A 24,834-nucleotide genomic window follows, 5' to 3' on the forward strand; every position below is an offset into this window, starting at 1 on the left:
GCAGATAGGAGATTATATGAACAAACTAAAAAAACAGGTATTTACTCTATTACCTACGCAAGACCTGAAACCACAGGGCTGGCTTTTAGAACAACTGCAAATTCAGGCAGACGGACTTTCCGGCAATCTGGATAAATTCTGGCCGGATATAAAGGAAAGCAAGTGGATAGGAGGAGATAAAGAGGGGTGGGAGAGAGTTCCCTATTGGTTGGACGGTTTTATTCCCTTAGCCTGGCTGCTGGATAAGGAAGATATGAAAGCAAGGGCGTCAAGGTATATTGATTTCATCATTAAACAGCAGGATGAAGATGGGTGGATCTGTCCCGGTGAAGAAACGGACCGGAATCAATATGATATTTGGGCTCTGTTTCTGATACTTAAGGTGCTGGTTTTATATCATGACTTTACCCAGGATAATAGAATTGAGGAAGTTGTAAAAAAGGCACTATTAAATTTAGACAGGCATATTGACAGCAATTTATTATTTTCCTGGGCACAGACCAGATGGTATGAATGCCTGATTTCTATCTGGTGGTTATATGAACGAACCGGCGAAGAATGGCTGCTTAATCTGGCGTCAAAGCTTCACTGCCAGGGTTTTGACTGGATTAAATTTTTTAGACATTGGCCTTATAAAAACCCGGACGGAAAGGGACGCTGGAGTCAGATGAGCCATGTGGTTAACAATGCAATGGCATTAAAATCCGGTGCTTTAATTTCGCGTATGACGGGAGATTATGAGCAGTTACATAGCGCGGAGAAAATGGTTGAACTGCTGGATGAATACCATGGAATGGTAACAGGAGTATTTACCGGAGATGAATGTCTGGCGGGAAAAAGTCCGGTGCAGGGAACAGAGCTATGTGCCGTAGCGGAATATATGTATTCCTTAGAACATCTGATTGCAATCACCGGCAGGGCTTACTGGGGTGACAGGTTAGAAAAGATAGGGTTTAACGCACTTCCTGCTACTTTCAGTCCGGATATGTGGAGTCATCAATATGACCAGCAGGTAAACCAGGTGGAATGCAGCAGGAGGGAAGAAGCCTTATTCAATACCAACGGAGGAGAGGCACATCTGTTTGGACTGGAACCGAATTTTGGCTGTTGTACGGCAAACTTAAGCCAGCCCTGGCCTAAATTTGCTATGAATACCATACTAAAAGCGGAAGATGGTTTCGCGGTTATTTTATATGCGCCCATGTCGGTACAGACAGTTTTTGAGGGGATTAATGTTAATATAACCATGGTAACGGATTATCCTTTTAAAGATATAGTTCATTTTAAAATAAACACGGATAGCAAAATACGTTTTTCCTTGCGTTTAAGAGTTCCAGCCTGGTGTCAAACACCGGAAATTAATATAGCGGGTATTGGAATTAAAAAAGATAACGGAGAATTTATGATATTAGAGAAAGAATGGGATGGAGAAACAGAATTTCTGTTGAAACTGCCTATGAAAGCGGAATTGGTTGAAAGGCCTAACGGACTTTATTCCATAGTCAGAGGACCGTTAGTTTATGCCCTGGAAATAAAAGAAAAGTGGGTACAGATCAATCAGAACATAGTGGGTAGAGAATATCCTCACTGTGATTATGAAATATATGCACAATCCCCCTGGAATTATGGTTTACGAATTAATGAGGAGGAGATTACGGACAGTATTCATTTTGAAGAAAGAGAAGTGGGTAAAATGCCATTTTCTCCTGCAAATGCTCCCATAAAAGCTAAAGTAAAGGGAAGTAAAATTGACTGGCCAATGATAAATGGTTCGGCTGCCGTTAAACCGGAACTTAACCGGATATCTGATGAGATTGAAGAGTTAACTTTAATTCCTTATGGTTGTACGAATCTGCGTTTAACGGAGATGCCAATCTTATAAAGTATAAGACCAAGTTCCGGACAGTCCGTCTGGTTAAATGAGGTAATTAATCTGGATATTAGTTTATGTGATATAGATGCAGTGAAACAATTTGTTATTGCCAGAGTAGAAGAATTAATAACAAAACAGCAGGAGAATGATGATATAAATAACCAGACCTGAATATCGGATAAGGATATGGAGGTTAGATGGCTGTATTTGTTATGAATAAGAGCTGTTGCAAATCTTAATATTTAAGATTTCGTAATAGCTTTTTTATAGTTACCGGATTTTATTTAAATACTTTACTGATTAATACTGAAGAAGTATAATGATATCTAATTATAAGGTTAAATTTAACTTTGTTATGAAATGTTAAACCATTGGTATTGGTATGAATCAAAAGGAGGTTTACCATGAAGAAAATAGAATTAAGCAGAACGGATCTGGTAGTAAGCAATATCTGTTTAGGCGGCGGAAATTTTGGAGAGAAATTAACAAAAGAAATGGTTTTTCAGGTTTTGGATACTTTTACGGCAGCAGGTGGAAATTTTATTGATACGGCTAATGTATACTGCCGCTGGGTACCGGGTTTAGCAAATGTAAGTGAAGAAATCATCGGGGAATGGTTAAAATTAAGAAAAGCAAAAAACGGCGTGGTGATAGCAACGAAAGGGGCACACTATGATTTTAAAGCACCTCAGATACCAAGAGTTACCAAAGAAGATATCCATCATGATCTTGATGAAAGTATGCGGACATTAGGGCTTGACCATATTGATTTGTACTGGCTTCACCGGGATGATAAAAATAAGCCGATGGAAGAGATAGTAGAGTGGATGGAGGAACTGGTAAAGGGTGGGAAAATCCGCTATTACGGTGCTTCTAATTTTTGCAGAGAACGTATGGAAAAGGCATGTGATTATGCAAAAGAACATAAACTACAGGGATTCAGTGCCGTATCCAATCAGTGGAGTGCTGCCAGTCTTAATATTGATAATCATCTGGAGCGGGATGCTACCATGGAATTAACAGATGAAGCTTATTATGAATGGCATAAAAATACCAGGATGCCTCTGATTCCTTATACATCTACCGCCAATGGTTTTTTTGAAAAATTATATCAGACAAATGCAGAAGTAAGGGAGGGAACCCTTATAACACCTGTGGATGAATTGAGGCTTTCCGATAAATTAAAGAAGGAATATTTAAACAACAGGAATCTTAAATTATATGAGAAATTCCTTGCATTCCATAAAAAGACCGGTGCCTCCCTTTTTGCCATATCCGTAGCTTATCTACTGAATCAGCCATTTGACGTAATACCCATTGGCAGTGTAACCAAATTGGAGCAGTTAAATGGATTATTGGAAGCAAGTGAATTAAAAGTTGAAAATGAATTGTTTGAACTATAACATGAAGTTATAACATATAAGTATTAACATATAAGTATTAAAATGTAAGCATTAAATAATAAGCATTAAATAATAAGCACTAATAAGCATTAAATTATAGAACAATTAAATTACAAATTGAAGAATTTGAAAAAAATATTGACCTAGAGCTATCTCTAAGTAATACAATGGAGATACCATGTTTACTATATCAGGAAAAGAGGTACATTTGCGATGGAAAATTTTCAATATTTTACACCTACCAGAGTATTATTCGGTAAAGGAACGGAAAAACAGGCAGGAACATTGGTAAAAGAACAAAATTGTAAAAAGGTTCTTGTTCATTACGGCAGTAAAAGTGCTGTTAAATCAGGCTTGTTAGACAGGGTTTTTAGCTCATTGGAAGAAGAGGGAATAAGTTATGTCAGTCTGGGAGGAGTAGTTCCTAATCCGAGATTATCCAAGGTGTATGAAGGGATAGAGCTTTGCAGAAAGGAAGAAGTGGATTTTATCCTGGCAGTTGGCGGGGGAAGTGTCATTGATTCTGCCAAAGCAATTGGTTATGGAATTGCAAATGACTGTGATGTTTGGGACTTGTTTTCAGGGGTACAGACTCCAACCGGCTGCCTGCCAATCGGAGTTATTTTAACGATTGCCGCAGCAGGAAGTGAGATGAGTAATTCCTGCGTTATAACAAATGAAGAGGGATGGCTTAAGAGAGCCTGCAATACGGACTATGGACGATGCAAATTTGCAATTATGAATCCGGAACTAACCTATTCCCTGCCCCAATACCAGACACAGAGCGGATGTGCGGATATACTTATGCATACCATGGAGCGTTATTTTAGCACCGGTAAAACGATGGAATTAACAGACGGTTTTAGTGAAGTTTTAATGAAAACTGTAATCCGCAATGCAAAAATTTTAATGGAGGATCCGAATAATTATGATGCCAGAGCGGAAATCATGTGGGCCGGCAGCATTTCCCACAATGGTTTAACCGGATGCGGAACTACAGGAGGAGATTGGGCTCCCCATCAGCTGGAACACGAATTAGGCGGTATGTTTGATGTAACCCATGGTGCCGGATTGGCAGCAGTATGGGGAAGCTGGGCGAGATATGTATATAAAACCGCTCCAAACCGTTTTGCCCAGTTTGCGGTAAATGTATTGGGTGTTCCAAACAATTTTAATGATACGGATAAAACAGCTTCAGAAGGCATTAAGGCTATGGAACATTTCTACTGGAGTATTGGTATGCCCACTTCTATCCGTGAATTAGGAATCGAAGTAACGGATGAACAGATTCATGAACTCGCCTTTAAGTGCAGTTTTCAAAATACCAGAACCATAGGGCGTTTTCAAGTACTTAACATGGAAGATATGGAAGAAATCTTTAGGATGGCAAGATAAGGAAAACTTGTAATATAATTGAGTAAAAATAAAAGAATGAGCTGTCGTAAGCATATAAATTTTTTCATTGCGTCAATGACGTAGATTAAGATGATATCTTACAACAGCTCTCTCCAATGCTTTAAACAAGCAATCAAAATACCATTTTTTGTATTGTTGCATCCGCAATTTTATATACTTTTTCTTCAAATTCAGCAGCAGCATCATCTGCATTATCTTTAAATTCCAAAATAATTAATCCATTAGGACTGCAGGAATCCGAAGAAGCTACATGCAGACCGAGGCGTGTACATATATCACAACCATATTCTGATAGTAATTCCTGAAATTTACTTGCTGTTTTCATACGTTCCATAAGTTTGATGCCCATAATAATTTTTGACATAATATCTCATCCCTTTCATTGGCGGTTGGTACAATTCTTATTGTATCCGTTTTACAAAACTTTATTAACCGTATATATGAATATCCCTATTGACTTTTATTGGAATGATTATAAAAAGTATGGTAAAGCTAAGTATAAATTTTATTATTAATATTGAAGTAAAGTTTAAAACGTGTTACATTATCACAAAAAGGAGGAAAAAATTGGACTATGATTAATAAAATGCGAGTGACAGAGGAATTTATGAAATTGGTCTCTATAGACTCTCCATCTTTTAAAGAGAGGCAAATGGCTGATGTCTTAAAACAATATTTAATCCAGTTAGGTTTTGAAGTTACGGAAGATGATGCATATAAACATTATGATGGTAATTCAGGTAATTTATACGGATTTTTAAAAGGAGACATAGAGGGTGATCCAATACTTTTTTCCGCCCATATGGATACGGTAGAACCAAGTACCGGTAAAAGAGCGGTTAAACACCAAGATGGAACGATCACCAGTGATGGGAATACGGTATTAGGCGCGGACGATTTAGCAGGGGTTGCCGCTATCCTGGAAGCAGTACGGACCATAAAGGAGAAAGGGCTGTCCCATAGAAGTATAGAAGTATTATTTACCATAGCGGAAGAAGTGTATATCCGTGGCAGCGAAGTATTTGATTATAACCGGATCAAAGCCAAAGAGGCTTATGTGCTTGATTTAAGCGGTCCTGTAGGTACAGCTGCCTTAAAGGCACCGACACTTATATCTTTCACGGCTGAATTTATCGGTAAGGCATCCCATGCAGGGTTTGCACCGGAAAAAGGCATCCATGCAATATCCGTTGCCGCAGAAGCAATTACTGCAATCAAACAGGGCCGGATAGATGAAGAAACTACGGTAAATGTAGGTACAATTGAGGGGGCCTTGCCAGAAACATAGTGCCTGAGAGATGTATTTTAAAAGGGGAAGTGCGCAGCTTAAATCATGAAAAAACATTAGCAGAGATCGGTAAGATAGAGCATATATTTAAAGAAACCGCGAAGATTCGCGGCGCGAAGTTAGAATTTGAAACCTCTTTCGGATGTATTGCCTATGAAATAAACCAGGAGCAAAAGGTCGTAAAGCGCTTTGAGAGAGTATGCAGGGAATTGGGGTATGAAACCGATTATATTGCAACCTTCGGAGGCAGTGATAACAATAACTTTGTCCGCAATGGGATACTGGGAATTGTAATAGCCTGCGGAATGAATGCGGTACATTCCACAAAGGAATATACTCATATCGATGAATTGGAAAAGTGCAGTAATATTACTTTAAAATTAATGACTTGACATACTATTTTAACAGGAATATACTGGAATAATTAAAACATACTAAATCAGTAGGAAAATAGTAAGTATTGATTGAGCAGTTACGGAAAATAAAGAAATTGGAGCTGGAGTATGGGAGAAACGATTTTAAATTTACAAAAGATAACCAAAAGGTTTGGAGATACGAAGGTGTTAAAGGGTATCGATTTAACCATAGAAAAAGGTGAATTTATTACTTTTTTAGGGCCTTCCGGCTGCGGTAAAACCACTACTTTAAGGATTATTGCAGGTCTTGAAACCCCCGATACAGGTAAAGTTATTTTAAACGGTGAGGATGTCACCGATACGGAACCAAATAAAAGAGATGTGAATACCGTATTTCAAAGTTATGCTTTATTCCCGCATATGGATGTAGCCTCAAATATTGGATATGGGCTTAAACTAAAGAAAACGTCAAAGGAAACCATAAAAAAGAAGATAGAGGAAGTTCTTGAACTGGTTCAGTTACAGGGTTTTGAGAAACGAAAGCCCTCTGAGCTCAGCGGAGGCCAAAAGCAAAGGGTTGCCATAGCCAGAGCAATTATCAATAATCCAAAGATTTTATTATTGGATGAACCGTTGGGAGCCTTGGACTTGCAGCTTCGCAGACAAATGCAGCTGGAGCTTAAAAAACTACAGAAAAAACTGGGCATCACGTTTATTTATATCACCCATGACCAGGAAGAAGCAATTAATATGTCGGACAGGATTGTTGTTATGAGGGACGGGATATTTGAACAGACAGGAACGCCGGATGAAGTGTACAATACCCCTCTGACCAGTTATGTTGCCAGATTTGTCGGAAATGCCAATGTCATTGAGGGAAAGGTATCTTCCATAGGCGAAGATAGGATAGTGGTAACAGTTGGCCAGGAAAATATCGCGGTTAAGAAGTCGGAAAAAGATTATAAAGTGGGAGATAGGATCACCTTAGCGGTGCGGAGTGAAAATATTCTGGTAAATGATGAGATGGAATATCCGATTACTGCCAAGGTTACGGAAAAATCTTTTGCCGGCGGACTGCTTCGAATGGTATTTCAATTAGAGAATAAAGAAGAGCTGGTTGCAAGCCGCCATGGTATTAATTATAACCTGGAAATCGGTGATGAAGCTAAAATAGGATGGAACATGGATAACGTGGTTATTGTTAATAATTAGGAAAGGAGCCGGGATATGTTATGAGTTTGAAAAAGAAAAAAAATCATAATCGATTTCTTTGGCTGACATTAGTGCCTATTTATCTTTTTACCCTGGCATTTGTATTAATTCCGTTTATTTACATGCTGGTTTTAAGTTTTTTAACAAGGGCAGAGGTCTGGGGGACAGTCAATCGTTTTACTTTCGATCATTACATAAGGATTTTAGAACCGTTATACATTAATACTTTTCTTTCCTCACTTAAACTGGCATTTATAGTTACTTTATTTATTACCTTATTTGGTTATCCGTTTGGCTATTTTATGGCAAGGCTGCCCGGATACTGGAAAAGCAGGGTTATGATGCTGCTTATGATACCTTTCTGGACCAGCGGATTAATCCGGCTGTACGGATGGATTATAGTCTTTCGCAGTAATGGTTCGCTGGACCAGATATTAATGGGATTACATATTACAGAAAAGCCTTTAAAGTTACTTTATTCCTATCCTGCTGTGGTTGTAGGTATGATTTATGTATTAGTACCATTTATGATATTGGCAGTTTATTCCAGCGTAGAAAAAATGGACTGGACACTGGTGGAAGCTGCCAGAGACTTGGGGGCAGGCAGAATAAAAGCTTTCCTGACCGTTACGTTTCGGCTGACACTTCCCGGACTTTTATCCGGAGTGGTACTTACCTTTATACCATCCATGGGTCTTTTTTTTGTAGCAGATATTTTAGGAGGCAATAAAATTGTCCTGGTGGGGAATGTAATCCAGGAGCAGTTGACGAAAGGAAGAAATCTTCCTTTTGCAGCGGCATTATCGGTTATACTTATGATTCTCACATCCCTGATCATCGGATTATACCGTAAATTAGCAAATACAAAAGAATTGGAGGGATTATTTTGAGAAATCGAACAAAACTTCCCATTATTTATTTGACGGTATTTTTAATTATCACCTATATTCCGATTATACTGACAGTGATTTATTCCTTTAATGAATCCAAGATTACATCCGTATGGGGCGGCTGGTCCCTATCCTGGTATCAGCAGTTATTGCATGACAGGGATATTAAGGAGGCTTTAATTAACAGCCTGGTATTGGCTTTTTTAAGCTGTATGGCCGCTGTATTCATCGGAACCCTGGGTGCTATCGGCATGACGAAAATCAAAAGAAAAGCGAATGGATTTGTGGAGTATTTTTCCATGATACCCATTATGATACCTGAGATAATATTAGGTATGGTATTTTTAGCCACTTTTTCATTTATGGGTTTACCCTTTGGTATGACTACTTTAGTGATAGCACATACCTCTTTCTGCATACCCTACATATTTATGATGGTTCGGGCAAGTCTCATCGGAATGGATATAAGTATCGAAGAAGCAGCCAGGGACCTTGGCGCGTCATCCATCCGTGTATTTTTTGATATTACCTTTCCGCTGATTCGGCCTGCAGTTCTTTCCGGGATGTTATTATCTTTTGCCATGTCTTTTGATGATGTGGTAATCAGTATCTTTGTAACCGGTCCGAAGGTCAATACCTTGCCCATAAAAATATATACCAGGCTAAAAACCGGAGTAACACCTGAGATTAATGCTCTTGCCAGCATTATGTTAGCTGTTACTGTTATTCTGCTGGTTCTTTCCGGTCAGATAAATAAAAGAAGAAGATAAAAGAAGAAAAAAGAAGATAAAAGAAGAAGATAAAAGAAGAAGATAAAAGAAACCATCAGTTAATGAATATAATTTAAGGAGGAATCATTATGAAAAGATTAATCGCATTATTATCCGTATTTACGCTGGTGTTAACCCTGTTTGCAGGGTGTGCCAAAAATAATACGGAAGATACGTCAGCTCAGGGTAATAAACAAGATAACGGTACAGCTGCGGAGACTGCAGCGGAAGAGAATACCGTTTCGGAAGATACGTCAGCCGGAAAAACAGCAGACAAGGAAAGTAAGAAAATTGGGGGAGACCTTAATTTATATACCTGGGATGGTATGTTCCCACAGGAAGTTTTAGATGGTTTTGAAGAGGAAACCGGCGTACGTATTTATTATTCCAATTTTGATTATGATGAAGATATGCTTGCTAAGCTGGAAGAAACCAAAGGAGGCGATTATGACCTGGTTATAGCTGATGATTATATCATTGATTTGGTTATTAAGGAAGGACTTGCACAGAAGCTGGATAAATCCGGGATCTCTGATTTTGGTAACATCAATCCGCTCTACCAGGGACAGTTTTATGATACAAAGGATGAATATACAGTACCTTATGGAGCCGGAATTCCTTTAATTGTATATGACCCGGCTTTAGTAGATTTTGAAATAACCGGCTATGGTGATTTATGGAATCCGTCTTTAGAAGACAGTGTTGCTATAATCGGAAATTACCGCGTTATTAACGGAATTACTCTTAAGACCCTGGGAGAATCCTTTAATACCAATGACCTTGCTACCATACAAAAAGCAGGAGATAAGTTAAAAGAACTGGCCCCCAATATCCGCATTATCAGTGACAGTAATGCACAGGATTATATTATCAGCGGAGAAGTAAGCGCAGCATTTTTATATACCTCTCAGGTTACACAGGCTCTTGCAGCCAGGCCTGATTTAAAGGTTGTATATCCGAAAGAGGGTCTCGGGTTTGGAATTATGGCAGGATTTATTCCGTCCAAGGCTCCTAATCCTGCTGCGGCCCATGCCTTTTTAGAATATATCTTAAGACCGGAAATTTCCGCAAAATGTTTTGAATTTATTGGATATTACTGTACGACAAAAGCAGCGGATGATTATATCTCAGAAGATATGAAGAGTTCCCTTGTGGTTCCGGCTTCCGTAAAAGATGGTGAAATCATTCAAAACATATCTCAGGAAGCAGAAGATTTACACAATAAAGTATGGAGTGAATTTGTAGACGCCTGTGACTAAATATAATTAACGAACGGAACCCCAAATGCCGGTCACGTGGAAACCGGTGTTTGGGGTTCCGTTTAATTATCCTTTTCCTGTTACTTTTTGTGCACAGCATTAATGATTTACCCGACAAAGAAAATCTAAAATCATTATATAACATAAAAAGTAAATGAATTAACTAAATACTCTGTAAAGATTCGGAATAGGAGGATTCCCTTTCTAATTTTACATTGTTAACTTTATCAATGGATACTCTTTCAAAAGGTTTTGCTCTCTTAATAACTTTTACCCATATCATTGCAAATGCTGCCATGACTACAAGTAAAGCAAAGAATATTTTATAGATAAAAATTCTTGCATCTCCTTCAGCTATATTCCAAATCATATAAATATCGCCAATAATACATATAAATTGAGGAATACCTAAGAGAGTTAATTTTTTATTTCTTCCTTTTGCATCGGGATAACGTTTCCTTAATACCAGGACCGTAATATTTACTAAAATATAAGAGGCTAACCAAAAACAAGAAGCTGCAAGTAAAATATTTGTAAGGCCTGAACTGTTAGCAAAGCCAGTAATTAAAACAATTGCTATAACTCCAACCATCATTACAAGACCTGCAATAGGTGTACCTTTTGCATTCTTTTTCTGAAAAAAACAGGGCATCATTTCAGCTTCAGCCATACCACTTAAAATTCTTGTGACACTGCCAAGCACCGTATTAATTGTACTGACACCTGCAAGAATTGTTACAACACCCATCCAATAGGTGCCGGGAGTTCCTAATAGATTTTTTGCAAATACAATATGAGGCATATCACTTGACATTAAATCTTCTAAAGATACATAATTGGTCATACCAATACCCATTAAAGCCTGAACCACAAATAGTAACAAAACACCTAAAATCATGGCCAGGGGAACATCTCTTTTTGGATTCTTTAAATCTTTAGAAATTGGTATGACAAATTCAATACCAATGAATAACCAGAATGCTAACGCTGTAAGAGATGCAATGCCGTACATTCCTGTAACTGCCGGCTGACTCTGGGAAGCTGCTTCGATTACTGTTCCGGTACCTAACTTAAAGGCACTGATAATACCAAGCAAAACCAAGGAACCAATTAATAATACAACAACCAGATTCTGAATCCTGGCAAATATATTGACACCAAGATAATTAACAAATGCCAGAAGAAATAGGATTAATAAACTAATGACAACTGCCGGAACCTGAGGTAAAAACGTTTCCTGTAATACGATGCCGCACATAGCAAGTTCAACAGAACCGGCAAGCATATTGGTAATTACATATGCGGAAAGATTAGAAACGATGGAAGGAACGGGTCCAAGCCCGCCTTCCACATCAGGCATCATACCGTGAAGCTCACTAAAAGAAAATGCCAGTAAAATATTTAAAATAACAACAATAAACATTGCTAAAATAAATCCTCTTCCTGCAAGCCCCATACCAAGTCCCAATGATAAGAGACAACTGGTTGCAACAATTAACCCGACACATACTGAAATTGCACTGCCGAGTCCTAGTTTTTTGTCTTTCATTTGAAATCCTCCTTATTTAAAATACTTTATTTTTGTTTCCTTTCAATGGCGAAAATCCTATAAAGTAAAAAATAGCGTCTTGCAAATAAAGCAAGACGCCATTGTCGGTTGTAAATAATTCATCTATCGATTCTTCTAAAAGGTTAAGTATACTATAGATGGATGGTTATGAATTGTAAAAATCGGAACAATTCACCGGCTCTTTGATTGTTTCATGTTCAAGTAAAATTCCTGGTTACAGAAAGATATTAAATTTTAGCTTTAAATCTATTATATCGGAAATCACTTATATCAAGTACCGTCTTTTCGTCCGTAGCCATTTGGGAAAGGAGAGTTCCAACGGTTGGTGATATACCAAATCCATGACCGGAAAATGCACAGGCTAATATTAGACCGGGAACTTCTTCCACATGACTGATAACCGGAACGTGATCTGCACAAACATCAATCCAGCCCGCCCAGGTTCTAACTATCTTGGCATCAGACAGACAGGGAAAATATTTCATGATACCTCTGCAGATACAAGATGCCGTTAAGCTGTTGGTAACCGGCTTTCCATTATCTTTATTGGTATCTTCAAAACCTGATGAACCACCGAATACAAAAGAACCATGTGTGCTTTGATGACCATAAAAATCGGCATCAGCCGTTCCTAACATTTGATAAAACATAGGAGGTTGTGCCTCTGTTACCAGTACTTCCAATAAGGCTTTTGTCATTGGAATATCTAAGCCAATGGTTGCAGCTATTTGTCTGCTTTCATAACCTGCTGCCAGAATGATGGTGTCTCCCTCATATATATTAGAAGTGGTTACCACCTGCTTGGCTTTTCCTTTTATTTTTCTTATCTCAATTACTTCTTCACCGGTAAAAAACCTGACTCCTAACCTTCTTGCCTTTCTATAATAGGCAAGTGTTGCTAACATAGGATTGGCATGCCCATCCGTCGGACACCAGCTTGCACCAATTACCTCATCAGAAAGATAAGGAGTAATTACTTTTGCCTCAGACCCATTTATCATTTTCACGTCCAGCCCCAAAGAAGCTGCCCTTTCTGTAAGACCATTCAATATGTTAATATGTCTATCCGTTTTACCTAAACGTAAATTACCTTCCTGATAATATTCAATGTCCATTTCTAATTCTTCTGAAAGAGCCGGCCATAAATTTTTTACACCATACATAGCCAGAGGTAATTCTCTTTTATCACGTCCTGATTGTCTTACACCGCCGCCGTTCCTACTGGAACCGCCATTACCGATAGAATCACTTTTTTCAAGAACAATGACAGAACATCCTTTCTTCGCCAGATAGTATGCGGTAGAGTTTCCCATAATGCCTCCTCCGATAATTATTACATCTGCCAGGTTATCCATTTTCAGGCCTCCTTTCCTTCGGTTCCGAATATTTTCATTTCAATGGGTCTCATAGGAGCCCTGGATACGGCAGGTTCTAATTCCATGGGAGAGACTTTAAGTTCTCTGGCTACAATTCCTTTTACCAGTCTGCCGCAGGTCTGCCCCTGGCACAGCCCCATACCGGTTCTTAAAAATCTTCTGATTTCTGTTATGGTGAACATTCCGTCATGGACAGCTTTTCTGATTTCACCTTTGGTAATCTCCTCACATCGGCAGATAATCATAGTATCATCGGGCTGAGGCACAAATTCACCAATGTCTTTAAATCGATCCTTTATTTTACTCAAAATGTGGCTTCCTTTCATTCATGATATTTTCTTTCAACCTTCCCGTCATGATGCCGCTCCAGCGGCATTACAAAGTGAATTGTCTTAGTAATTCACTTTGTTAAGACGTTTTTCTTTACACTTGCTCCCATTGCATACCGCAGGCGGGCCTGCGGTACTGCCATAAATAATGGAGTGAAAGTGTTCTTCTTTCACACTTTATACCAGCAACCTGCGAAAAAATCTGGCTTTCATTGCCATATCAGTTGGAACTTTCATGGTTAATAAATGGGTGTGGTCAAATCCATTCGAGGATTTTACACTTATAATCTCAGCTTCACATACCTCCTTACCGCTTCTGTCTAAGGCCTTGCCTTTATCACCAGACGCCGGTAACGGAAGAAATTCATAGGGAAGGGTTATGAATGTGTAACCTGGTTCAACTTCCTCATTAACAAGGAATATTGCCTGACCGGAACAGGAGGCAACACAAAGACCACAGCCGGTACAATCTTTCATTTCATCAACAGCCGGTAAAGAAGTAATTTTCTCGCCAATCTTAATCACTTTTTTCGGACAGGCATCCTGACATGGATTACAGGGAATATTCTGTGTGCATTCAATAACCGGATGTACGCCTGCTCTTTTAGTTACGCCCGGAAAACGCTCTATTTCAGATTCATCCACATAACCTTTTCTCAACAGACTGTCTGACACCTCAATTCCCTCATCTGTTTTTTCAATTATTTTACCTCTGTTTTCGGGAGCAAACATTCCTTCTCTTAAGCTTTTAAGTGCTTTTTCTAATTCCGTAAGATTATTCTGTAATTCTTCTTTCGTAATAAATCCTAAATACTCTGCTGCCGAGATACCTGCAATTCGTCCTTCAATCATAGCAGAACTTGCCTCTTCTATACCGGAGACATCTCCTGCTGCATAGATTCCGGGTATTGAAGTTGCTCCGGTTTCATCACATTCCGGAACAAATCCTCCCGGGGTTTCTTTCATCTTACAGCCGGACATGCCAAGCAGCTGTGACATAGGAGATAAGCCAACGGCAAGACATATGGTATCCACTTCAAAATGTTTTTCAGAGCCGGGTATTGTCCTCCAGGAATTGTCAATTTCTCCGATAGTAACTCCGGTAACACATTCCTCACCTTCTGCTTTTATGATTGTATGGGATAAGTAAAACGGTACGCTACATCTTGCAACCTTGGCTGCATGAACACCGTAGCCTCCTACCTTTAGGGCCGCATCTACAAGGGCAACCACTTCACAGCCTGCCTGCATAAGCTGAAAACTTACCACAAGACCAACATTACCGGTACCAAGCATTAATACACGGTTTCCCGGTTTTATACTGTGTAAATTCATCATTGTCTGAGCCGCTCCGGCACCAATCACACCGGGCAGTGTCCAGCCATCAAAGGTGACCATATTTTCAGAAGCTCCGGTAGCAACAATAATACTATCTCCTTTATAATGTATTATCTCATCACCGATTTTTACAGTTACTTCTTTATCCAGATACAAACCGATTACTATGGCATTTAACTCTACTCTGACACCACAGTCATTTGCTTCTTTTAATAAATCATCACCTATTTTAAAGCCTCTGATTTTTGCTTTATGTTCTTTGGAACCAAAAAATTTATGAATCTGTTTAAAAAGCTGTCCACCCGGTTTTGCATTCTCATCGAAAACGATAACCTTAAGACCTCTTTTGGCAGCTTCAATTGCGGCTGACAAACCGGCGGGGCCAGCTCCAATTATAATTAAATCATACCTTTTCATGTTTATACCCACTGCATGGGTCTGTTACATGTATGCAAAATATTGACGGAATCAATACCCCAGTGCATAATACCAGCCCCAATGCCACAAATAAATAGGTTGAAAGAATCTACATGTGGCAATCCTTTCTAAGATATTTTCTTTCAACCTGGTATTTCTCTTACTGTTATTTCTTAGTTATACTATTCCTTTACGGATACACCGTATTGGGTCCTTATGTCCATTCCTTCTTCCAAGGGTGTTATACAGGTTCTGACATTAGGCTTACCGTTAACTACCATAACACAGTCAGTACATCTGCCGATGGCACAAAAAAGACCTCTGGGTTTATGATATTTCTTCGTATAGCGGTGAATCATTACACCGGCAGCTTCTAAGGCCATTGCGATTGGCTCACCTAGAAGGCCTGTTAAAGTTTTACCGTCATAAGAAAACTCAATGACTTTCTTCTCCACCGGTTTTCCCAGTATTGGATGTTCCTCTATTCTCATAATTACCTCCAATCTTACTTAAATAAGCAATTTATTTATGCCAGATAAGGTTCTTTCCATAAGTTTAATTTTGTTCCGATACCTTTTTCAATTGCATTACGATATACAATGGTTCCCCAGGCAACATCTTCAATAGGCATACCACCAACAGAATAAATAACGATTTCATTCTCTTTTCTGTGAACCGGGACTTTTCCCATGATTACATCACCTAAATCATCTACTTGTTCTTTCTTCATTTTTCCTTCTTCAATTAAGTCCATACAATGTACTGCAGGAATGGGGATGGAGTTATATGCAGGAAAATCCATTTCTTCTTCCCATGCCTCATATAACTGAATATTATCTGCAACATTTCTGGCACGGTTTAATAAAAAGTCATCATCAAATCTTGCAGAGGCAGGACAGCAAAGAACTGCACCCGGTTTAATCCACGCTTCATTAATATAAGGATAAAGGTTAGGATCACCTGTTGGGCTGGAGGTTGCAAGGCTTACAATATCGGCATCTTTAACAGCTTCTTCTTCCGTTTCAACCACTCTGAAATCTGTAATTTGTGGGTATTTCTCTTTTACATAGTTAATAAAACTATCTACTGATTTTTTACTTCTTCCTTTAATTTGAACTGTTTCGATGCTATGTCTTACTGCCATAGCTGCATCAAATGCAGTTTTACTCATAACACCGGGTCCTATAATACCTACTACTTTAGAATCTTCTTTTGCAAAATATTTGATTCCTACACCGGGAACCGCACCGGTTCGAAAAGCACTTAAAATATTAGCGGACATATAAGCTAATGGAGCACCTGTATCTTTATCATTTAAAGTAAGCATAAGTATGGATCTTGGAAGGCCTTTCCCACGGTTTTCCGTATTAGAACCATACCATTTCATTCCTGCCATATCAAATTTTCCGCCAAGATAAGCGGGCATTGCCATAAATCTTCTATCGGGACCATCGGTTGGCATATTAGGAAATGGAGAACTTTCGGGAAATGTCATCATAACGCCGTGGGAGTTGGCATTGGCACCACCCATACGGTAATCACCGATTTTTAGTAACTTAAACATCTCTTCCATGGCCTCAACACAACCTGCCATGTCAGTAACGCCTGCTTTAATCATATCTTCCTCATTTAAATAGATAAAGTCTATATTTGGATATCCCATACTTTTTTCCTCCGCCAATTATAATTTTATATTTTTATTGATTTTCATATTTAATAATTTTTGAATACAGGCTTTTATTTTTATAAATATTCTTTCTTCATAAATTCTTTTTTCATGTGTGATATTCTTCTTATTCCGTTCCACATCCAACAATTGCTTCTAATTCGATTTCCACAAATTGAGTAGGCCGGTTTAATTTCGGAGTTTCTACCATTGTAAATAATGGTCTGACCTCCTTAAAAAATTCTGAAAAAGCATCCCCTACTTCTTTCGCAAATTTCATATCCGTAACATACGCTTTAATCTTGATAACATCCTTGTTTACAGCCTCAGCTTCTTTCAGAAGCCGGACCAACTTTTCAAAAATGTATTTCGCCTGCTCATAAGGAGATTCCCCTGATACAGATCCGTCAGGTAAAACAGCTGTAGTTCCGCCAATATAAATATGATCTCCTACTTTAACCATTCTGGAATATCCCACAATTTCCTCTAAAGGAGCCCTTGACGAGTAATTGATTCTTTTCACCTTTTCTACCTCCTGTCATTGCATTAATTGTAAATAAAAGTATAAACTTTTAATTTATATTTTTATAAACAAAAAAGGTCTTGTGGAATTAATCCACAAGACCCCTTTGCCTTTTCTATGATACTATTTTATTCCCAAAATCAACACAATTCTTGTAAAAATCGGAACTCAAATAAAACAAACCGGATCTGGTAAATAGAATAAATACTAAAACAATACTCTTATATTTGGAACAATTTATTTCTTGACGTTACCTCATTCAAGTGATAAAATAATGGCAAATCACAAAGGCATGAAATCTTTGTGTTTTTTTTATTTTCCGCGAAAGCAAAGTGAGAATTGGCAAGCTTGCTTGCAATAATTCGAACGCGCACGCGAACCGAAGAAACTCGCAAAGCGTGTTTCTTCCGGTTTATTGGAAATTCTTCAAATCGAAAAATAGTGTCTAATAGAGTAGAAATAAAATGGCATGCCAAATACCTTTATTGGAACAAGGATTTTATAAACTGGAAATGTAATGTCAACCACTAATCCGGGGATATCACATAAAATATCCGGAAGGAGGCAACTATGTTAAATGTAAATACTGGTTCAAAGTTTACAGAATTAAATCCGAAACAACCGGAATTTGTTCTTGTTACGTCAAATTACAGTAAAAAATATTTGATGAAATACAATTTAGCACATTTTTATCAGTTTACTGCCGAGTCCGATAAAATGGGCGTTATTCCTGACGCCTGCGTGGATATCCTCTTTTGGAAAAAGGACGGTAAATTATATTCAAAAATAGCCGGAACCTTTCTTGAGAAAGGAACGACGGAAACAGATATAAAATGTGAGTATTTCGGAGTTCGTTTTATGCCCGGAGTAAATCCCGTAAAAGGAGTTGTTCCTTTAAGTGACCTTGTAAATAATGAAGAAGTATTTGAAGATATGATTTCCTCTCATGACGAAAAAGAGAAATTATTAGAAGATATGTTTTTTGCAAACAACTTTGAAGATAAAATAAATATTTTTATGAATTATTATTCCAGACACTTTGATACTGAGGCAGAAGATAAGAACAGTATGAAGTATGTTCTCAGAAATGAGATATTAAAATCCGGAGGCAGTTTAAAACTATCGGACTTAAGCGCTTTCACCGGATATACAGAGCGTTACCTGAATAAAAAAATTCACGAGGAGTTCGGTATGAATCCCAAAAATTTTATCAGATTCATTCGATTTCAGAAATCCGTCAGTAATTTAATTGATACCATCCATAGCGTCAATTGTGTAGATACGGCATTGGAATCGGGTTATTTTGATCAATCCCATTTCATAAAAGATTTCAAAAGATTTTCAGGATTAACTCCTAAAAGTTATATTGATAATCTACTATTGAATGCATATGATAAGAAATTGCATATTGTATAATACTATGTTTTTCCCGGTAATTGACGAAGCTCCATTTACCATATTATATAGCGACAAGCCTTCCAGGACGAATACGCCGGTCAGTGTCAGCATGGATGCCTTGTGATCAAGCAGATTTGAATTTAACTTTACATAATTATTTTTATTTTTTTATGAATTTTCATATTATTAATAACAAATTTTACACGAATTTTAAATAAAATACTTGCTCTCGAGTTAACTCTAAGGTGTAAGATGATTCCTATAGGCTAAAGTATGATATGAAAAGGTTTCAAAAAAAGAAAATACAAGGAAGGAATTGGTGAAAGATATGAATTTTAATTATTTTATACCGACAAAATTACTTTTTGGCAAGGGGCAGCTTGGAAATCTACACAAGGAGAAGTTACCGGGTAAAAAAGCGCTGATTGTTATTTCATCAGGGAAATCAACAAGAGCAAACGGTTATTTGGATAAGGTTGAGAAAGAACTTAAATTGGCCGGTATTGCTTATGCCGTATATGATAAGATATTACCGAATCCAATTAAAGCCCATGTTATGGAGGGAGCAGAATTTGCGAAAGAAAATGGCTGTGATTTCGTCATCGGTCTTGGCGGCGGAAGCAGTATTGATTCAGCAAAAGCCATTGCTGTTATGGCTAAAAATGAAGGGGATTATTGGGATTATGTATCCGGTGGCAGCGGGAAAGGTCAGCCGGTACCTGTAGATCCTCTTCCTGTTGTAGCGATTACTACTACAGCCGGAACCGGTACGGAAGTGGATCCCTGGACTGTTACAACGAAAGAAGATACGGAGGAGAAAATCGGATTTGGTTACGAAAAAACATTTCCGGTTTTAGCAGTGGTAGATCCGGATTTAATGCTTACCGTACCGGCTGACTTAACAGCTTATCAGGGATTTGACGCCCTTTTCCACAGTACGGAAGGTTATATTAATAAAACAGCTTATGTAATGAGTGATATGTATGCATTAAAAGCAATTGAACTGATTGGACATAATCTTTCAAAAGCAGTAGAGAACGGTAAGGACGAAGAAGCCAGAGAAAAGGTTGCACTGGGTAATACGTTAGCCGGTATGGTAGAATCTACCTCAGGCTGCACCTCCGAACATTCTCTGGAGCATGCCTTAAGTGCATATCATCCCAGTTTACCTCACGGTGCCGGTTTAATTATGATCAGCAAAGCTTATTATACTTTTTTTGCCGGGCAGGATTGCTGTAAGGAAAGATTTATTGCAATGGCAAAAGCCATGGGAAAAGAGAATGCAACGGATCCTATGGATTTTGTAGATGCTTTGGTGGAACTGCAAAAGGTTTGTCATGTGGATGAGCTTAAGATGTCCGATTATGGCATTAAAAAAGAAGAAATTGAGAAATACGTAATGAAAGCCTATGATACCATGGGTGGATTATTTGAAGTAGATCCGGTACCTTTAACCAAGGAAGATTGTATTAAAATCTTAGAGGATTCTTATAAATAATAGTTTATTATTACAGAAGCATAACAGAGGCAGAAGCAAAATTTTTATGGCGTATACTTATTATGACAGTTACATTAAAATATCACAATAATAACCGGCTGAAGATTTTACATCTGCCTCTTTTAACTCTTAAGATAATATGTAATACCCCTATTCTGCAGTTATTTCCGTTTGAAATACAATTACTGCATTTCCGGAGATTTTTACTTCCACTGGTTCTTCATTTTCTATTTTCACTTCCACTTCTATAATTCCGGCTCTGCCTATTGCTTCGCCCTGCTTTGCCTTGAATCGGAGTACAGCATTATCATGTTTTGCTAATTTATGTTTTACCAGGTAAGCACCTAGGGGACCATTTGCATTACCGGTAACAGGATCTTCATTAATTCCAATGGCAGGTGCAAACATCCTTCCATGTACCAATATTTCATTATCTTCCATCGTATAAATATAATATCCATTGCAGCTAATAGTATTACTTAATTTCGTTAGAGCGTCATAATTGGGTTTAAGTTCATTCAGCTTATTTTTACTATTTATGCCTATCATAACCTTGGAATGGCCTGTTGAGACAATTTGAACCGGATGGTTTATAAGCAGATCTTCTTCGGTGATATTTAAAGCGGTTAAGAGGTTTTCTTTGTTAATTCCGTCAATTAATTCCCCAAATTCGATTTTACCCTGGGTCATAACGATTTTATAATCGTTATTTTCCTTTATGATATCTACGGGCAGAATACCTGCACCGGTTTTTTGAATAACTTTTGATGAAGCAAGGTTATTTTCCACCGCTCTTGCATAGTGGGCGGCAATTGTGGCATGGCCGCATATTGGTACTTCTTTTGTCGGAGTAAAAAAACGGACTGCTACGTCATAGTCCTTATTATCGGATGGTAAAATAAAAGCAGTTTCGGAATTATTAAGCTCTCTGGCAATTTTTTGCATTTCCTCTTCGGTTAATCCGTCCGCATTTGTTATTACTCCCGCAGGATTCCCTGTAAATTTATTTTTAGTAAAGGAATCAATCTGATATAATCGGTATTTTTTGTTCATGGGTTGAATCTCCTTTCAAATAGTAACTTCAATAAGCAATTGCGAAACTATATAGCTTTCTGAATATACCATACAATTGATACGAATTTCAGAGCTTCAGTTGCCCTATGGGCAAAATTCAGCTCTGGAATTGTATTAATTGCATGGTATATAGATACAATATGTGAGTTTCGCAATTACCTAAATAACTTCAATTATCTTGTTTCATAATTACCTAAATAACTTAATTGCTTAAACTTAATATTGTACGTGTTGATTGCATTAAATACAGCGGTATTATATAATTAATTATAACCAGGTATTGAAACAATACAAGTACGCACTTTATTAGCAGTTACTAACCATTTTGAAAGAGGGACGGAATATGGATGATATTATGGAAAAGTTTCCGAATCAAAGAAAAAGACAGAAAGACTTTAAATGTTCTATTGGTTTTGCCATGACAGTAATAGGGAGCAAATGGGGAGCGATTATATTATGGCATATATTAAAATCCCCACATATAAGGTATGGTGAATTAAAAAAATCCATACCCAACATCAGCCATAAAATATTATCCCTGGAATTAAAAAGACTTGAAATGGATGGCTTAATTGAAAGGATTGCATATCCGACGATTCCTCCTAAAGTCGAATATAATCTGACAGAAAAAGGAAGATCATTGGATAATATATTAACCGAACTGTGCCTATGGGGTAGAAAATATATGGTATAGAAAATATATAATTAATCTGAAAGGCCAGATTCTTCCGCTTTTGTAATTTCCTGAATTCCCCTGTGTTCAACAGCCGTAGAGAAAACAATCTGGGTACTGGTTCTGCCGAACTTCTGAATCTGTCCAATAAAAGTATCCAGTTCCATGGTTGAGGAAAAACAGACTTTGATCAACATGGCATAATGTCCGGTGACGCAGTTGCATTCAATTACGTTTGGACAAGCTTTGATAAAAGGATAAAATTCCGGTTTTTGGTTCGGTTCAACTTCCAGATTAATAAATGCAGTGATATGGTATCCTAATTTGAACCAATTTACTTCCGTGTGGTAACCTTTAATAATTCCTTCTTTTTCTAATCTGCTGATTCTGGCTGCAACTGCCGGAGAAGATAAAAATACTTTCTCCGCTATAACTTTTAGTGGAGCTCTGGCATTTTTCTGCAGCATCATTAAAATCTGTTCATCAATATGATCCATATTCAGCTTTCTTCCTTTCCTGTCCGTATGTAAATGTTTCTGGTGAATAATAAGATAAGTGCCCGGATTACTGTTTTTCTAAATAATCCTGGGGTTAATTCTTAATATTATAAATTATATAACCAATCTTTTCAAGCTAGTAACTCATAAAACGAAATTAAATAAAGCGAAATTAATTTTTTAAAGAAAATCAGTATATTAATTTATTTTATAATGTTTTAAGGTCAAATAATTATTTATCTTCGTATCTGCACTGAGTATCTTTACGAAAAAGGAAGAACATGTTATTCTCGTTTTCATAATTTACGGCATTGAATACTTGAAAGAGAGGATGATTTAAATGGAAATAAGAATTGAAGCCGATTCGATCGGCAGTTTGGCTGTTCCGGCAGACGCGTATTACGGTGTACAAAGCTTAAGGGCTAAAAAGAATTTTAATATAACCGGGAAACCTATGCATCCTGTATTTATACGGAATCTGGTTAAGATAAAGAAAGCAGCGGCTGTTACTAACCAGAGTATAAATAAGCTGGACTTAAAAATAGCTGATGCTATTATCTGTGCCTGTAATGAAATAATAAGCGGTAAATTTCAGGACCAGTTTATCGTAGATCCCATTCAAGGAGGTGCGGGTACATCCGCTAATATGAATGCCAATGAAGTAATTGCAAATCGTGCAGCAGAAATACTTGGTGGAATAAAAGGAGATTATTCGCTGGTTCATCCTAATGATCACGTAAATATGTCACAATCTACGAATGATGTCATTCCCAGCGCGGGAAAATTAACCGTTTTAGAATTGCTTCCGGGAACTATATTTGAGTTAAAACGTCTTCATACCGCACTTCTTAAAAAATCCAAAGAATTTAACCATATATTAAAAATTGGTAGAACCCAGCTTCAGGATGCAGTGCCCATGCGGCTTGGGCAGGCATTTCAGGCATACGCATCCGTAATCGCCAGAGATACCTGCCGCCTGGAAAAGTCTATGGATGAGGTATCAACCCTGAATATGGGGGGAACCGCCATAGGCACCGCTATTAATGCCAATGCATTATATTTACAGCAGATCATCCCAAACATAAATAAAATATGCAAAACATCCTGCAAGCAGGCAGCCGACCTGTTTGATGCAACCCAGAATCTGGACGGATTTGTATCTATATCGGGAGTTATAAAAACCTGTGCGGTTAATTTATCAAAATTATGTAACGATCTTCGGCTACTTTCCAGCGGACCCAAAGCCGGAATAGGTGAAATTAACCTACCGGCAAAGCAAAATGGGTCATCCATAATGCCTGGGAAAGTAAACCCGGTTATCCCGGAGGTAGTAACCCAGGTCGCTTTTCATATTATCGGAAATGATATGGCGATTACCATGGCGGCAGAGGCAGGTCAGTTGGAATTAAATGCTTTTGAACCGGTATTATTCTATAATCTGTTTGAATCCATTGAGACATTAACGGGAGCGGTGGCAACCTTAACGGATAATTGCATAACGGATATTACTGCCAATGAAGAACAGTGCCAGGTATTATTAGATGCAAGTGTAGGCATTTCCACAGCACTGTGTCCGTTTATTGGTTATCAGAAAGCAGCGGAACTGGCCAAGAAATCTCTAAAAACCGGAATTGCATTTAGGGAGCTGGTACTAAAAGAAACGGAGTTAACATTAGAACAGCTAAATGAAATACTAAATCCCACCAATATGACGGAACCGAAATACCATCTGGATAACTTATTCCTACAAACAAATTAAAGGCTTATTCATATTATGATTCGCCCGGCAAAAGTCCTCACAAATTATATTTAATGAATATATATACGCTGGTATTCATTTATAAGATTAAATTGGGCTTTTGTCGGGCGAATCATTTAATATCGTTTTTCTTTAGAAATTCTTTCGTTTTTTATAGAGTTGGTTTTTAGATTTATGTTTTATAGTAATTAAAAAGCAACAAAAGAAGTAAAGTAAGGAGCAAAAAGATATGGTTATTAAATGCTATAG

At 37.8% G+C, this 24,834-nt stretch carries 23 protein-coding genes; 13 read left to right on the forward strand and 10 right to left on the reverse strand.

Going from position 1 to position 24,834, the window contains the following annotated elements; all coding sequences use genetic code 11:
• Positions 1 to 16: 16 nt before the first annotated feature.
• The 3 genes from Ana3638_RS09235 to Ana3638_RS09245 all read left to right on the forward strand — a co-directional run bounded on the left by Ana3638_RS09235 (position 17) and on the right by Ana3638_RS09245 (position 4,671).
• On the forward strand, positions 17 to 1,882 hold the full coding sequence (locus tag Ana3638_RS09235) for a beta-L-arabinofuranosidase domain-containing protein (RefSeq protein WP_161837762.1): 1,866 nt from the start codon (positions 17 to 19) through the stop codon (positions 1,880 to 1,882).
• A gap of 395 nt (positions 1,883 to 2,277) precedes the next feature.
• Positions 2,278 to 3,276 carry an aldo/keto reductase gene (locus Ana3638_RS09240; RefSeq protein ID WP_161837763.1) on the forward strand — a complete coding sequence of 333 codons (999 nt, stop codon included), beginning with the start codon at positions 2,278 to 2,280 and terminating at the stop codon, positions 3,274 to 3,276.
• Positions 3,277 to 3,489: 213 nt separating this feature from the next.
• On the forward strand, positions 3,490 to 4,671 hold the full coding sequence (locus Ana3638_RS09245; protein ID WP_161837764.1) for an iron-containing alcohol dehydrogenase: 1,182 nt from the start codon (positions 3,490 to 3,492) through the stop codon (positions 4,669 to 4,671).
• Between the two features lie 133 nt (positions 4,672 to 4,804).
• Here the strand turns inward: Ana3638_RS09245 and Ana3638_RS09250 are convergent, their stop codons facing one another.
• Positions 4,805 to 5,056: a hypothetical protein gene (locus tag Ana3638_RS09250; protein WP_161837765.1), complete on the reverse strand. Its 252-nt coding sequence runs from the start codon at positions 5,054 to 5,056 to the stop codon at positions 4,805 to 4,807.
• Positions 5,057 to 5,266: 210 nt separating this feature from the next.
• Here Ana3638_RS09250 and Ana3638_RS25045 point away from each other — a divergent pair, with 210 nt between their 5' ends.
• From Ana3638_RS25045 to Ana3638_RS09275, 6 genes are all read left to right on the forward strand, one after another.
• Positions 5,267 to 5,980 (forward strand): M20/M25/M40 family metallo-hydrolase, encoded by a 714-nt coding sequence (locus Ana3638_RS25045; protein WP_246240935.1) that lies wholly within the window; start codon positions 5,267 to 5,269, stop codon positions 5,978 to 5,980.
• A 29-nt stretch (positions 5,981 to 6,009) separates the two neighbouring features.
• On the forward strand, positions 6,010 to 6,372 hold the full coding sequence (locus Ana3638_RS25050) for a M20/M25/M40 family metallo-hydrolase (protein WP_246240938.1): 363 nt from the start codon (positions 6,010 to 6,012) through the stop codon (positions 6,370 to 6,372).
• Positions 6,373 to 6,483: 111 nt separating this feature from the next.
• Positions 6,484 to 7,548 (forward strand): ABC transporter ATP-binding protein, encoded by a 1,065-nt coding sequence (locus tag Ana3638_RS09260; protein WP_161837766.1) that lies wholly within the window; start codon positions 6,484 to 6,486, stop codon positions 7,546 to 7,548.
• A 20-nt stretch (positions 7,549 to 7,568) separates the two neighbouring features.
• Entirely contained in the window at positions 7,569 to 8,438 is an 870-nt protein-coding gene (locus Ana3638_RS09265) for an ABC transporter permease (RefSeq protein ID WP_161837767.1), read from the forward strand.
• Positions 8,435 to 9,208 carry an ABC transporter permease gene (locus Ana3638_RS09270; RefSeq protein ID WP_161837768.1) on the forward strand — a complete coding sequence of 258 codons (774 nt, stop codon included), beginning with the start codon at positions 8,435 to 8,437 and terminating at the stop codon, positions 9,206 to 9,208. The genes Ana3638_RS09265 and Ana3638_RS09270 overlap by 4 nt, the downstream gene beginning before the upstream one ends.
• Positions 9,209 to 9,297: 89 nt before the next feature.
• Positions 9,298 to 10,467, forward strand: coding sequence for a polyamine ABC transporter substrate-binding protein (locus tag Ana3638_RS09275; protein WP_161837769.1), 1,170 nt, complete (start codon positions 9,298 to 9,300; stop codon positions 10,465 to 10,467).
• A 163-nt stretch (positions 10,468 to 10,630) separates the two neighbouring features.
• Here Ana3638_RS09275 and Ana3638_RS09280 read toward each other — a convergent pair whose 3' ends face one another.
• From Ana3638_RS09280 to Ana3638_RS09310, 7 genes are all read right to left on the reverse strand, one after another.
• Positions 10,631 to 12,016 carry an APC family permease gene (locus Ana3638_RS09280; RefSeq protein WP_161837770.1) on the reverse strand — a complete coding sequence of 462 codons (1,386 nt, stop codon included), beginning with the start codon at positions 12,014 to 12,016 and terminating at the stop codon, positions 10,631 to 10,633.
• Positions 12,017 to 12,264: 248 nt separating this feature from the next.
• Positions 12,265 to 13,392, reverse strand: coding sequence for an NAD(P)/FAD-dependent oxidoreductase (locus Ana3638_RS09285; RefSeq protein WP_161837771.1), 1,128 nt, complete (start codon positions 13,390 to 13,392; stop codon positions 12,265 to 12,267).
• Positions 13,393 to 13,394: 2 nt separating this feature from the next.
• On the reverse strand, positions 13,395 to 13,721 hold the full coding sequence (locus Ana3638_RS09290; protein WP_161837772.1) for a (2Fe-2S)-binding protein: 327 nt from the start codon (positions 13,719 to 13,721) through the stop codon (positions 13,395 to 13,397).
• 198 nt (positions 13,722 to 13,919) lie between these two features.
• Positions 13,920 to 15,497 carry an FAD-dependent oxidoreductase gene (locus Ana3638_RS09295; protein WP_161837773.1) on the reverse strand — a complete coding sequence of 526 codons (1,578 nt, stop codon included), beginning with the start codon at positions 15,495 to 15,497 and terminating at the stop codon, positions 13,920 to 13,922.
• Positions 15,498 to 15,679: 182 nt separating this feature from the next.
• A complete protein-coding gene (locus Ana3638_RS09300; protein ID WP_161837774.1) occupies positions 15,680 to 15,988 on the reverse strand; it encodes a (2Fe-2S)-binding protein in 309 nt (102 codons plus the stop codon).
• Positions 15,989 to 16,023: 35 nt separating this feature from the next.
• A complete protein-coding gene (locus Ana3638_RS09305; RefSeq protein WP_161837775.1) occupies positions 16,024 to 17,160 on the reverse strand; it encodes a tyramine oxidase subunit B in 1,137 nt (378 codons plus the stop codon).
• 130 nt (positions 17,161 to 17,290) lie between these two features.
• On the reverse strand, positions 17,291 to 17,686 hold the full coding sequence (locus tag Ana3638_RS09310) for a Rid family hydrolase (RefSeq protein WP_161837776.1): 396 nt from the start codon (positions 17,684 to 17,686) through the stop codon (positions 17,291 to 17,293).
• 570 nt (positions 17,687 to 18,256) lie between these two features.
• Here Ana3638_RS09310 and Ana3638_RS09315 point away from each other — a divergent pair.
• Together Ana3638_RS09315 and Ana3638_RS09320 are read left to right on the forward strand one after the other, a co-directional pair.
• Positions 18,257 to 19,102: a helix-turn-helix domain-containing protein gene (locus Ana3638_RS09315; RefSeq protein ID WP_161837777.1), complete on the forward strand. Its 846-nt coding sequence runs from the start codon at positions 18,257 to 18,259 to the stop codon at positions 19,100 to 19,102.
• A gap of 310 nt (positions 19,103 to 19,412) precedes the next feature.
• A complete protein-coding gene (locus Ana3638_RS09320; RefSeq protein ID WP_161840503.1) occupies positions 19,413 to 20,582 on the forward strand; it encodes an iron-containing alcohol dehydrogenase in 1,170 nt (389 codons plus the stop codon).
• A gap of 150 nt (positions 20,583 to 20,732) precedes the next feature.
• Here the strand turns inward: Ana3638_RS09320 and Ana3638_RS09325 are convergent, their stop codons facing one another.
• Entirely contained in the window at positions 20,733 to 21,635 is a 903-nt protein-coding gene (locus Ana3638_RS09325; RefSeq protein WP_161837778.1) for a PhzF family isomerase, read from the reverse strand.
• 364 nt (positions 21,636 to 21,999) lie between these two features.
• Here Ana3638_RS09325 and Ana3638_RS09330 point away from each other — a divergent pair, with 364 nt between their 5' ends.
• Positions 22,000 to 22,350 (forward strand): winged helix-turn-helix transcriptional regulator, encoded by a 351-nt coding sequence (locus tag Ana3638_RS09330; RefSeq protein WP_161837779.1) that lies wholly within the window; start codon positions 22,000 to 22,002, stop codon positions 22,348 to 22,350.
• Between the two features lie 11 nt (positions 22,351 to 22,361).
• Here Ana3638_RS09330 and Ana3638_RS09335 read toward each other — a convergent pair whose 3' ends face one another.
• Positions 22,362 to 22,826 carry an Lrp/AsnC family transcriptional regulator gene (locus Ana3638_RS09335; protein WP_161837780.1) on the reverse strand — a complete coding sequence of 155 codons (465 nt, stop codon included), beginning with the start codon at positions 22,824 to 22,826 and terminating at the stop codon, positions 22,362 to 22,364.
• A gap of 340 nt (positions 22,827 to 23,166) precedes the next feature.
• Between Ana3638_RS09335 and Ana3638_RS09340 the strand changes: the two genes are divergently transcribed.
• Complete coding sequence (locus Ana3638_RS09340) at positions 23,167 to 24,585, forward strand: aspartate ammonia-lyase (RefSeq protein ID WP_161837781.1); 1,419 nt, start codon at positions 23,167 to 23,169, stop codon at positions 24,583 to 24,585.
• Positions 24,586 to 24,834: the final 249 nt, after the last annotated feature.

It is taken from the genome of Anaerocolumna sedimenticola (assembly GCF_009931695.1).
Taxonomy (GTDB): domain Bacteria; phylum Bacillota; class Clostridia; order Lachnospirales; family Lachnospiraceae; genus Anaerocolumna; species Anaerocolumna sedimenticola.

What these genes read in the sequence shown, in the direction of transcription:
- Ana3638_RS09340 (WP_161837781.1), top strand. Translation starts at nt 23,167, where the DNA reads ATGGAAATAAGAATTGAAGCCGATTCGATCGGCAGTTTGGCTGTTCCG.
- Ana3638_RS09285 (WP_161837771.1), bottom strand. Translation starts at nt 13,392, where the DNA reads ATGGATAACCTGGCAGATGTAATAATTATCGGAGGAGGCATTATGGGA.
- Ana3638_RS09235 (WP_161837762.1), top strand. Translation starts at nt 17, where the DNA reads ATGAACAAACTAAAAAAACAGGTATTTACTCTATTACCTACGCAAGAC.
- Ana3638_RS09280 (WP_161837770.1), bottom strand. Translation starts at nt 12,016, where the DNA reads ATGAAAGACAAAAAACTAGGACTCGGCAGTGCAATTTCAGTATGTGTC.
- Ana3638_RS09240 (WP_161837763.1), top strand. Translation starts at nt 2,278, where the DNA reads ATGAAGAAAATAGAATTAAGCAGAACGGATCTGGTAGTAAGCAATATC.
- Ana3638_RS09330 (WP_161837779.1), top strand. Translation starts at nt 22,000, where the DNA reads ATGGATGATATTATGGAAAAGTTTCCGAATCAAAGAAAAAGACAGAAA.
- Ana3638_RS09320 (WP_161840503.1), top strand. Translation starts at nt 19,413, where the DNA reads ATGAATTTTAATTATTTTATACCGACAAAATTACTTTTTGGCAAGGGG.
- Ana3638_RS09300 (WP_161837774.1), bottom strand. Translation starts at nt 15,988, where the DNA reads ATGAGAATAGAGGAACATCCAATACTGGGAAAACCGGTGGAGAAGAAA.
- Ana3638_RS09305 (WP_161837775.1), bottom strand. Translation starts at nt 17,160, where the DNA reads ATGGGATATCCAAATATAGACTTTATCTATTTAAATGAGGAAGATATG.
- Ana3638_RS25045 (WP_246240935.1), top strand. Translation starts at nt 5,267, where the DNA reads ATGATTAATAAAATGCGAGTGACAGAGGAATTTATGAAATTGGTCTCT.
- Ana3638_RS09265 (WP_161837767.1), top strand. Translation starts at nt 7,569, where the DNA reads ATGAGTTTGAAAAAGAAAAAAAATCATAATCGATTTCTTTGGCTGACA.
- Ana3638_RS09250 (WP_161837765.1), bottom strand. Translation starts at nt 5,056, where the DNA reads ATGTCAAAAATTATTATGGGCATCAAACTTATGGAACGTATGAAAACA.
- Ana3638_RS09245 (WP_161837764.1), top strand. Translation starts at nt 3,490, where the DNA reads ATGGAAAATTTTCAATATTTTACACCTACCAGAGTATTATTCGGTAAA.
- Ana3638_RS09315 (WP_161837777.1), top strand. Translation starts at nt 18,257, where the DNA reads ATGTTAAATGTAAATACTGGTTCAAAGTTTACAGAATTAAATCCGAAA.
- Ana3638_RS09335 (WP_161837780.1), bottom strand. Translation starts at nt 22,826, where the DNA reads ATGGATCATATTGATGAACAGATTTTAATGATGCTGCAGAAAAATGCC.
- Ana3638_RS09275 (WP_161837769.1), top strand. Translation starts at nt 9,298, where the DNA reads ATGAAAAGATTAATCGCATTATTATCCGTATTTACGCTGGTGTTAACC.
- Ana3638_RS09325 (WP_161837778.1), bottom strand. Translation starts at nt 21,635, where the DNA reads ATGAACAAAAAATACCGATTATATCAGATTGATTCCTTTACTAAAAAT.
- Ana3638_RS09260 (WP_161837766.1), top strand. Translation starts at nt 6,484, where the DNA reads ATGGGAGAAACGATTTTAAATTTACAAAAGATAACCAAAAGGTTTGGA.
- Ana3638_RS09295 (WP_161837773.1), bottom strand. Translation starts at nt 15,497, where the DNA reads ATGAAAAGGTATGATTTAATTATAATTGGAGCTGGCCCCGCCGGTTTG.